The following is a 9354-nucleotide window of genomic DNA, read 5'->3' on the forward strand; positions in this document are numbered from 1 at the left end:
CGCCAGAACGGACGCCATGAAGTATCTTGATATCTACCTGTTGTTAAGAGAGAAAATCCTCAAAGGGGAATACGCTGCCGGTGAACCGGTCGAAGGTGAACATGCGCTGGCAGAACGCTATGGCGTCAGTCGACCGACTATTCAGAAAGCCGTTGCACGGCTGAAAAGAGAGTCATTTGTCCATACCCGGCAGGGTTCAGGGATCTTCGTGAACCCGCCGGAGTTTTATCAGGACAACAATGTCATTACCTTATCAGAGCGTATACACCGCGATCAGACGCTGGACAACGTGGTACTCAGTTACGACGCACTTTCGAGCGATCCCGAGATCGCCGCGCTTTTCGACTTACCATCAGATACACCGCTGATCCACTATCGTCGCATGCGCATCATCAACCAGCAGCCGACTATCATTGAAGAAACCTGGATGCCGCGGGCGTTGTTCCCGGCGTTCACTGAGGAAAACTGTCGCCAGTCGGTGCTGCACTATATTGAGCAAACCTGCGGCTACGCCATCAGTCACGATGTAAAAATCTGGTCGGGGAAAATACTCAATGCAGATGAAGCGTGGCTGTTACGTTTACCGGAAGGACAAATCAGCCTGTGTATTAAGCACAAAGTCTATTTGCAAAGCGGCGAGCTGGCACAGTACACCCAGGAAACGCTGGCAACCAATAGCGTAACCACGGTGTCGATGCGTTAAGCATAAAAAAGGGCAACCTGCGTTGCCCTTTTACGGTAATGCTCAATCTGTGGTGAAATTACGACACCAGCAGCTGGTTCATGCGACGGATAAACTGGTTAGGATCTTCCAGCGTGCCGCGTTCTGCGAACAACGCCTGATCCAGCAGCAGTTCAACCCACTCTTTAAACTGCTCATCATCCTGGGTATCCGCCGTGCGTTTAACCAGCACGTGGTCCGGGTTGAGTTCAAAGATGTATTTCACTTCCGGCACGGCCTGGCCCGCAGCGGCAAACAGCTTCGCCATTTGCGTGCTCATTTCGTCCGCATCGGTGGTTACGATAGCCGGTGTGTCGGTCAGACGGTGCGTCAGGCGCACTTCTTTCACGCGATCGCCCAGCAGGTTTTTCACGCGCTCAACGAACGGGGTCAGCGCTTTTTCAGCTTCTTTTGCCGATTCGTCGACTTCATCCGCCAGTTTGTCGATAGACTCGTCAGCTTTAGCAACGGACTGGAACGGCTTGCCGTCGAACTCGGTCAGGTAGTTCATCATCCACTCGTCGATGCGATCGGACAGCAACAGAACTTCGATGCCTTTCTTACGCAGCAGTTCCAGGTGCGGGCTGCTCTTCGCCGCCGCATAGCTGTCAGCGGTGATGTAGTAAATCTTCTCCTGTCCTTCTTTCATCCGCGACACGTAGTCTTCCAGCGACACGGTCTGTGCAGAAGAGTCGGTGTGCGTAGAAGCAAAGCGCATCAGCTTGGCGATGGTTTCCTGGTTGGCGTGGTCTTCCGCCGGACCTTCTTTCAGGACCAGGCCAAACTGTTTCCAGAAGGTCTGGTATTTTTCTGCATCGTCTTTCGCCAGTTTTTCCAGCATCTGCAGTACGCGTTTGGTCAGCGCGCTGCGCAGGTTACGGGTGACGGTGCTGTCCTGCAGGATCTCACGGGACACGTTCAGCGGCAGATCGTTGGAATCTATCAGACCACGCACAAAACGCAGGTAGTTCGGCATGAACTGCTCGGCGTCGTCCATGATGAACACGCGCTGGACGTACAGCTTCAGACCGTGCTTGTGATCGCGGTTCCACATATCCCACGGAGCCTGCGACGGGATGTACAGCAGGCTGGTGTACTCCTGCTTACCTTCCACACGGTTGTGGCTCCAGGTCAGCGGGTCGGTGAAGTCATGAGCGATGTGCTTGTAGAATTCGTTGTACTCGTCGTCTTTGATTTCCGACTTGTTACGCGTCCACAGCGCCTGCGCCTTGTTGATTTTCTCCCAGGAAACCACGGTTTCACCGTCTTTCTCTTCCTGTTTTTCAATCTCTACCGGCAGGGCGATATGGTCAGAATATTTGCTGATGATGGAGCGTACACGCCAGTCATCGAGGAACTCATCTTCCCCTTCACGCAGGTGCAGGGTGATTTCGGTGCCGCGATCGTCTTTGGTAATGTCGGCCACGGTGTATTCACCTTCGCCCGCAGACTCCCAGAACACGCCGTTCTCCGGCTTGTCGCCCGCTGCACGGGTGCGCACGGTGACTTTGTCAGCCACGATAAATGCAGAATAGAAACCAACCCCGAACTGGCCGATCAACTGGCTGTCTTTCGCCTGATCGGAACCCATAGATTCGAGGAAAGATTTGGTACCGGATTTAGCAATGGTCCCCAGATGATCGATAACGTCATCGCGGTTCATCCCCACGCCGTTGTCGGCGATGGTCAACGTACGCTTATCTTTATCGAAGGAGACACGCACGCGCAGTTCACCGTTACCTTCATACAGGTCCGGGTTAGACAGCGCACGGAAACGCAGCTTGTCTGCCGCATCGGAGGCGTTAGAGATAAGCTCACGCAGGAAGATTTCTTTATTGGAATACAGAGAATGGATCATCAGGTGCAGAAGCTGTTTTACTTCTGACTGAAAACCACGAGTTTCTTGTCCTTTCATGTAGATCTACCTCAACAATGCCATTTTTAATGGTAAAAACACGTTGAGAGTGAAATGGGGACAGGGAATGATAATTTCAAGCGGAAACCGCCGTCGCGGCTTCCGTTTGTTCAGAATTTAATCTTATGACGCCCGGCAAGAGAGTGCGACAGCGTGGTGCCATCGACCATTTCCAGCTCACCGCCAACCGGTACGCCGTGGGCGATACGGCTGGCTTCAACGTCATATTGCATGCACAGCTCGGCAATGTAGTTGGCGGTAGCCTCGCCTTCGACCGTCGGGTTGGTCGCCAGGATCACTTCATTGATGTGCTCAGACGCCAGTCGCTGCTCCAGACGATCAAGCCCGATATCATCAGGCCCGATGCCATCCAGCGGCGACAGGTGTCCCATCAGCACGAAATAACGGCCGGAAAACTGCCCCGTTTGCTCAATGGCGTAGATGTCCGCAGGACTCTCTACCACGCAAATTTGGCCGTTTTCCCGGCGACGCGGATTCGCACAGATGTTGCATACTTCTTGTTCTGTGAAGGTGCGGCAATCAGCACAGTGGCCGATTTCCGACATCGCCTTCGTTAACGACTGCGCCAGACGCATCCCGCCGCTGCGATCGCGCTGAAGTAGCGCGAACGCCATGCGCTGCGCTGACTTCGGGCCAACGCCCGGTAGGCAGCGCAGTGCTTCCATAAGCTGAGTTAACAGCGGGCTGGTTTGCATCAGAACGGCATCTTAAAGCCAGGCGGCAGCTGCATACCAGAGGAAACGGAGGCCATTTTCTCTTTCTGGGTCTCTTCAATGCGACGAGCCGCATCGTTGAATGCCGCAGCAACCAGATCTTCCAGCATGTCTTTGTCGTCTTCCAATAGGCTTGGGTCGATTTCTACACGACGGCAGTTATGCGCGCCGTTGATGGTCACTTTCACCAGACCCGCTCCCGATTCGCCGGTCACTTCCAGCTTGGCCACTTCTTCCTGCATCTGCTGCATTTTTTCTTGCATCTGCTGGGCCTGTTTCATCAGGTTACCCAGACCGCCTTTACCAAACATAGGCTTCTCTCTCAATCACGTTAAGGGATGACAACCATAAAACCATGGAAAATGGCTTACGATCAAATGGGGCGAATACTCTCTTCGTCCAGCTCCGCATCGAAGAAACGACGCAGCGTCTGAATGTTATTATCCGCAATAATTGACTCACGCGCCTGCGCAAGTTTTTCTTCATAAATGGCCTGACGCCACTCCAGCGGCGTGCGCACCGCAGGATTATCATCTTCAACGATGGTCAATTCAACCGCTGAGCCCGTTAAGCTGCTCAATGCTTCAGCAAGTCGTTGCTGCGCACCGCTGGAATTGAGGTGCCGCTGCGTGGAACGCAGGTGCAGGCGAACCTCGTTGCCATTCTCTTCTTTCCAGGCATTGAGCGCCACCTGCTCCACCAGCTTAGGCAATGACAGCTGACTGACCTGCGCGGCCCACGGGTCGCGTTCAATGGCTTCCGCCGCCAGTTTTGCCGCCAGTTCCGGTGTTTTTTCATGTTCCAGCGCTTTTTTCAGCGCCTTTGGCGTGGCAACAACTTCTTTGACTTCTGCAACCGGATTGGTCGTCTTCCAGCGATAGGCTTCTTTTTTCGCCGGTGCCTTCTCCAGCGTAGAGGCCGCCGGGCGCGCCTGAACGCGTTCCGTCACCGACGCCAGTCTTTCCAGCGCAGCATTATTCACCGGCCGCGCGCGGGATGCGGCTGCCGGTTCACTCTTTTTTGCTTTGGTCGCTCCCTGAGCACGCTGCAGCTGACTACGCGCAGCCAGCACCTGGCTGGTTGCCTCAGACAACGGCACGTCCTGATGCGCAGGCGCAGGTTGTTGCTCCGGGGCCTGTGTCAGTGCCATGATCGCGGTAGGAGCCGCGGGTGCAAACGACTGGCGAGGGACTTCGGGTTCCGGTAGCGGGACGCGCGGGTGAAAAGCCAGCGCCCGCAGCAGCGTCATTTCTACGCCCATACGCCTGTCCGGCGCATACGGCAGCTCTTTACGTCCAATTAACAGAGTCTGGTAATACAGCTGAATATCGGTCGGCGGCACGGTCCGCGCCAGTTCGCGCATACGTTGTTCAATGGCGGCCATATCGCTACCGAGCGCGGAAGGCGTGAGCTGAACCATCGCAATCCGGTGCAGCAACGCCAGCATCTCAACCAGCAGCGCTTCCCATTCAATACCACGCGCGGCAGCGTCATTAACCAGCGTCATGGCGCGTTCGCCATTCCCGGAAACCACCGCCTCAACCAGAGACAGCGCTTGATCGTCGTCAAGCGTACCGAGCATGGTACTCACCGCCTGAGTTGAGACCTGGCCGTCGCCGCTGGCAATCGCCTGATCGGTCAGGCTTAGCGCATCGCGCAGGCTCCCGTCCGCCGCGCGCGACAGCAGCTGCAGTGCACGCGGTTCGTGGGCGATGTGTTCCTCATTGAGGATATGCTCAAGCTGATGGCGGATCTGCTCAACGTCCAGCGCTTTAAGATGAAATTGCAGGCAGCGCGACAGGATAGTGACCGGCAGCTTCTGCGGATCGGTAGTCGCCAGCAGGAACTTAACGTGCGCTGGCGGCTCTTCGAGCGTTTTCAGTAAGGCGTTAAAACTGTGGCGCGACAGCATGTGCACTTCGTCGATCAGATAGACTTTGAAGCGTCCACGTGCGGGCGCGTACTGGACGTTATCCAGCAGGTCGCGGGTATCTTCGACCTTGGTACGCGACGCGGCGTCAATTTCAATCAGATCGACAAAACGTCCCTGCTCGATTTCACGGCAGTTGTCACACACCCCGCAGGGCGTGGCGGTAATGCCGGTTTCACAGTTGAGTCCCTTCGCCAGCAGACGGGCGATAGAGGTTTTACCGACACCACGGGTGCCGGAAAAAAGATAAGCATGATGAATACGCCCTAACGACAAGCCGTTAGCCAGTGCCGTCAGCACATGTTCCTGGCCGACGACGTCAGCAAAGGTTTGTGGGCGCCATTTTCGGGCTAAGACCTGATAACTCATTGGCAGGCTCTGAAAGGCTGGAGGGTGGATTCACAGGGGAGTAATGCTAACACAACCTCGCAGCGACGGCGAGGTTGACACGTTATATTCGGGCGTTATCGTTGCAGTCAGTTTGGTTTCGGGCAGCGCACAGAAACCGGAGCGTACACGTAGTACGTGAGGATTTTGAGCACTGACCGGGGCCAAAATGGCAAAAAAGATAGTCCGACTTAGTGGCCCGGGAAAGGGACCAGGCTGTAGCAGGTCAGCCCTTGTTTTTCCAGGCGCTGTTCGCCACCCAGATCGAACAAATTGATGATGAACGCCGCATCGGTCACTTCACCACCCAGACGGCGGATCAGCTTCACGGTCGCTTCGATGGTTCCGCCGGTCGCCAGCAGATCGTCTACAACCAGAACTTTGTCGCCCGGTTTGATAGCATCAACATGGATTTCCAGCTGATCGGTGCCGTATTCCAGCTCATAGCTTTCAGCAATTACTTCGCGTGGCAGTTTATGGGGTTTACGCACCGGAACAAACCCGACGCCCAACCCCAGGGCGACTGGTGCGCCAAACAGGAAGCCGCGCGCTTCGGTGCCGACAACTTTCGTGATACCCGTATTTTTGTAACGCTCAACCAGCAGTTCAATGCTGAGTGCGTAAGCTTTCGGGTCTTCCAGCAAGCTGGTGACATCGCGGAAAAGAATGCCCGGTTTTGGGTAGTCGTTGATGCTTTTGATGCTATCTTTGAGAAACTCAAGCTGCTGTGCAGTTGCGGTCATAAGTTTGTGCCTGATTGATACGGTATTACTTCACGGCGCACTATATACTCCATCCTCGACGCGTCTTGAATGATTTTTTGTATATATAAAGAGCAAAGGTTACATCTGTTTAACCTTTGACCGCCTGCGCCTGTGCTCGAAAACGGTCAAATTTACTGGCTGCGGGAGACAATTGCAACAGCGATTATTATGCTTCAGTGCTTTTGTTGCTCTTCATCAATCACCGGGATCCGCCACATAAAAATCAACAAGCAGGCGAGAATAACCAACAGCAGTCCGCGTACCCACATCATCTCAACCAGCCACAGCGAAACGCCAAACGTCAGCAAAATAAACACAATGGCGCGCGGCTTTGCCCCTGACGGCATCGCACGGTGTTTCTGCCAGTGGCGCAGATAACCGCCGAACCATGAACGGTACAGTAGCCAATCGTGAAAACGCGGCGATGAGCGGGCAAAGCACCAGGCGGCCAGCAGCATAAACGGTGTTGTGGGCAACAGGGGCAAAACCACACCCAGCGTGCCTAACACTACCGCTATCCAGCCAATGATGATTAGAATAATGCGTCGCATAATATCAATACTTAACACAGAGAATCGCTACTTTAGCATAACGGTTCTCATTTTCATCGGAGTGTTATCGTGAAAACCGCCCTGCTGCTTCAGACGCTCGAAAGCCAGCTCAACAGCCTGCGGCAGCGTTGCGCCCCTCTTGCGCATCACGCAACGCTTAGCGCCCGCTTCGATCGCCAGCTTTTTCGCACCCACAGCACACGGTTACAGGCCTGCCTGGATGAAGCCGATGCTAACCTGAGCGCGTTACGCCATGCCGTTGAACACCAGCAGCGTCCCCAGGTAGCCTGGCTGGCTGAACATTTAGCGTCTCAACTGGAAGCCATTTCCCGTGAGACCGCCACCTGGTCGCTCAGAGAATGGGACAGCGCGTCGCCAGGGCTTGCCCGCTGGCAGCGCAAACGCGTTCAACATCAGGAATATGAGCGCCGACTGGTCGAGATGACACGCGAACGTAAGGCTCAACTGGCTCGGGCAACTAATTTTGAGGAGCAGCAGCGCCTGCTACGAGAAGTGGAAGCCTTCGAGGCGCGTCTGGCACGCTGTCGCCATGCGCTGGAAAGAATAGAAAACGTGCTCGCACGTATCACCCGTTAATCGTCGGAGAATGTATGTCACTTGAAAGCGCCCCGGACGAAGTCAAACTGGCCGTCGATTTGATTGTCTTACTTGAAGAGAATCAGGTTGCGCCTGAAACCGTGCTGAAAGCACTAGAGATCGTTAAGCGGGATTATGAAACGAAACAGCTCGCATCATCCAAAAAAGAACGGTAGCAGGATTGCCTGATGGCGCTGCGCCATCAGGCAATCACATTTCCTATTAGCCTACTGAAGGCGTCGGATCATCACCGTTGATGATGTCGCGCTTAACTTCAGTCACAGTATCCCCTTTGGCGTTGTGCAAGTGCACTTCGAGTTGGTTAAAGGCGATATCAATGTTGTTTTCACGGCACAAGCGGTCAACCGCGCGGTTAAGTTCATCAACCGTGTGGCTGCGATCGCGCAGTTCACGGACATACAGACGCAGTTCGTGATCCAGCGTGCTGGCACCGAAGGCGGTGAAGAACACGGCTGGCTCAGGATCGTGCATCACTTTCGGGTGTTCCATTGCCGCCTGCAGCAGCACTTTCTTCACTTTATCGAGATCTGAACCGTAAGCGACCCCAATGCGGATCACCAGACGCGTGGTGGTATCTGAAAGCGACCAGTTGATCAGTCGCTCGGTCACAAACGCTTTGTTCGGGATGATCACTTCTTTGCGATCAAAGTCGGTAATGGTGGTCGCACGAATACGAATCTTACTGACTGTCCCGGAATAAGTGCCAATCGTGACGGTATCGCCGATACGCACCGGGCGTTCGAACAGAATGATCAGACCCGAGACAAAGTTACCGAAGATTTCCTGTAAGCCAAAACCGAGACCGACCGACAGAGCCGCGGCCAGCCACTGCAATTTATCCCACGATACGCCGAGCGACCCGAAGACCGTCATCGCACCGATGGCAATGATCGCGTAGTTGAGGATTGTGGTGATCGCATACGATGCGCCCTGGCGCATTTTCAGGCGCGACAGCACCAACACTTCCAGCAGACCCGGTAAGTTGCGGATCAGCGCCCAGGCCACCATTGAGGCAATAATCGCAAACAGCAGGCTGCCCATAGTGACATCTTTCACCACCGCGGCACCGGCTTCTGTGCCGTTGTAATGCCAGAGCGTGATACTGTCGAGATAGCTGAACACGGTGATCAGATCGGACCATATAGCCCAGAACAGCACGCCAAACAGGGCCACCATCAGCAGCATGGTAATACGCAGCGTTTGCTGGTTGACCTGCTCCAGCGCAATGGTAGGTTCTTCCTGCGGCTCAGCGCCTTCGGCCCCTTCTTTCACCAGATTCTCACGACGGGCAAGTGCACGACGCCAGGCAATTCGGCGCGCCGCAACGCTCAATCCGCGCAGCACCGTCTGGTACAGCAGGTTCCAGATGATCACCAGATACACGGTCTCAATCCAGCGACCGGATAAACGCAGCGTGGTATAGAAATAACCGGTCGCCGTCAGCACCATTAGCGCGATCGGAATAATCGACAATACGGTTATCGTCACCAGGCGCAGACCGTGCGATTCCTTATCACGCCAGCTCTCACGACACATTGGCCATACCAGGAAGGCAATAAGTAGCAAGTTAAAGAAAATAACAATCTGCCCAAGCACATCATCCATCAGATTGAGAGGCGAAAGCTCAGCGACCACCGACCAGAAATTCAGCGGCAGCAGTGCCAGGCTAATACGCACAATCTGGCGACGCCAGTGGCTGGTCTGTTTCGCGGGCATGCCGAAGTGGCGGACCGC

General features: G+C 54.8%; 10 protein-coding genes and 1 other annotated feature. Of the genes, 3 read left to right on the forward strand and 7 right to left on the reverse strand.

Going from position 1 to position 9354, the window contains the following annotated elements:
- Window positions 1-16: 16 nt before the first annotated feature.
- Window positions 17-703: a GntR family transcriptional regulator gene (locus FDX01_RS20880; protein WP_115259195.1), complete on the forward strand. Its 687-nt coding sequence runs from the start codon at window positions 17-19 to the stop codon at window positions 701-703.
- A gap of 58 nt (window positions 704-761) precedes the next feature.
- Here FDX01_RS20880 and htpG read toward each other — a convergent pair whose 3' ends face one another.
- The 6 genes from htpG to FDX01_RS20910 all read right to left on the reverse strand — a co-directional run bounded on the left by htpG (window position 762) and on the right by FDX01_RS20910 (window position 7002).
- On the reverse strand, window positions 762-2636 hold the full coding sequence (gene htpG, locus FDX01_RS20885; RefSeq protein WP_137400401.1) for a molecular chaperone HtpG: 1875 nt from the start codon (window positions 2634-2636) through the stop codon (window positions 762-764).
- A gap of 110 nt (window positions 2637-2746) precedes the next feature.
- Entirely contained in the window at window positions 2747-3352 is a 606-nt protein-coding gene (gene recR, locus FDX01_RS20890) for a recombination mediator RecR (RefSeq protein ID WP_096758029.1), read from the reverse strand.
- Window positions 3352-3681 (reverse strand): YbaB/EbfC family nucleoid-associated protein, encoded by a 330-nt coding sequence (locus FDX01_RS20895; protein WP_046276079.1) that lies wholly within the window; start codon window positions 3679-3681, stop codon window positions 3352-3354. The genes recR and FDX01_RS20895 overlap by 1 nt, the downstream gene beginning before the upstream one ends.
- Before the next feature lie 62 nt (window positions 3682-3743).
- Entirely contained in the window at window positions 3744-5669 is a 1926-nt protein-coding gene (dnaX, locus tag FDX01_RS20900; protein ID WP_137400402.1) for a DNA polymerase III subunit gamma/tau, read from the reverse strand.
- Window positions 4347-4411: a sequence feature (DnaX frameshifting element), on the reverse strand. Its footprint overlaps the gene before it by 65 nt.
- Window positions 5670-5878: 209 nt before the next feature.
- Entirely contained in the window at window positions 5879-6430 is a 552-nt protein-coding gene (gene apt, locus FDX01_RS20905) for an adenine phosphoribosyltransferase (RefSeq protein WP_096758032.1), read from the reverse strand.
- A gap of 194 nt (window positions 6431-6624) precedes the next feature.
- The gene (locus tag FDX01_RS20910) at window positions 6625-7002 is read right to left on the reverse strand and encodes a DUF454 family protein (RefSeq protein WP_096759456.1); all 378 of its coding nucleotides are present in this window, start codon (window positions 7000-7002) and stop codon (window positions 6625-6627) included.
- A gap of 69 nt (window positions 7003-7071) precedes the next feature.
- Between FDX01_RS20910 and priC the strand changes: the two genes are divergently transcribed.
- Window positions 7072-7599 (forward strand): primosomal replication protein N'', encoded by a 528-nt coding sequence (priC, locus tag FDX01_RS20915; protein ID WP_170974791.1) that lies wholly within the window; start codon window positions 7072-7074, stop codon window positions 7597-7599.
- A 14-nt stretch (window positions 7600-7613) separates the two neighbouring features.
- Window positions 7614-7775: a pleiotropic regulatory protein RsmS gene (gene rsmS / locus FDX01_RS20920; RefSeq protein WP_117342132.1), complete on the forward strand. Its 162-nt coding sequence runs from the start codon at window positions 7614-7616 to the stop codon at window positions 7773-7775.
- Between the two features lie 46 nt (window positions 7776-7821).
- Here rsmS and FDX01_RS24035 read toward each other — a convergent pair.
- The coding region (locus FDX01_RS24035) for a mechanosensitive ion channel domain-containing protein (RefSeq protein ID WP_249361029.1) at window positions 7822-9354 on the reverse strand (1533 nt) is incomplete at its 5' end.

The organism is Citrobacter sp. wls613 (assembly GCF_005281195.1).
GTDB classification, from domain to species: domain Bacteria; phylum Pseudomonadota; class Gammaproteobacteria; order Enterobacterales; family Enterobacteriaceae; genus Citrobacter; species Citrobacter gillenii.

Bases quoted from the DNA above. Each gene is read 5' to 3' on its own strand.
- dnaX (WP_137400402.1), bottom strand. From the start codon at position 5,669: ATGAGTTATCAGGTCTTAGCCCGAAAATGGCGCCCACAAACCTTTGCT.
- rsmS (WP_117342132.1), top strand. From the start codon at position 7,614: ATGTCACTTGAAAGCGCCCCGGACGAAGTCAAACTGGCCGTCGATTTG.
- FDX01_RS20880 (WP_115259195.1), top strand. From the start codon at position 17: ATGAAGTATCTTGATATCTACCTGTTGTTAAGAGAGAAAATCCTCAAA.
- recR (WP_096758029.1), bottom strand. From the start codon at position 3,352: ATGCAAACCAGCCCGCTGTTAACTCAGCTTATGGAAGCACTGCGCTGC.
- apt (WP_096758032.1), bottom strand. From the start codon at position 6,430: ATGACCGCAACTGCACAGCAGCTTGAGTTTCTCAAAGATAGCATCAAA.
- FDX01_RS20910 (WP_096759456.1), bottom strand. From the start codon at position 7,002: ATGCGACGCATTATTCTAATCATCATTGGCTGGATAGCGGTAGTGTTA.
- htpG (WP_137400401.1), bottom strand. From the start codon at position 2,636: ATGAAAGGACAAGAAACTCGTGGTTTTCAGTCAGAAGTAAAACAGCTT.
- FDX01_RS20895 (WP_046276079.1), bottom strand. From the start codon at position 3,681: ATGTTTGGTAAAGGCGGTCTGGGTAACCTGATGAAACAGGCCCAGCAG.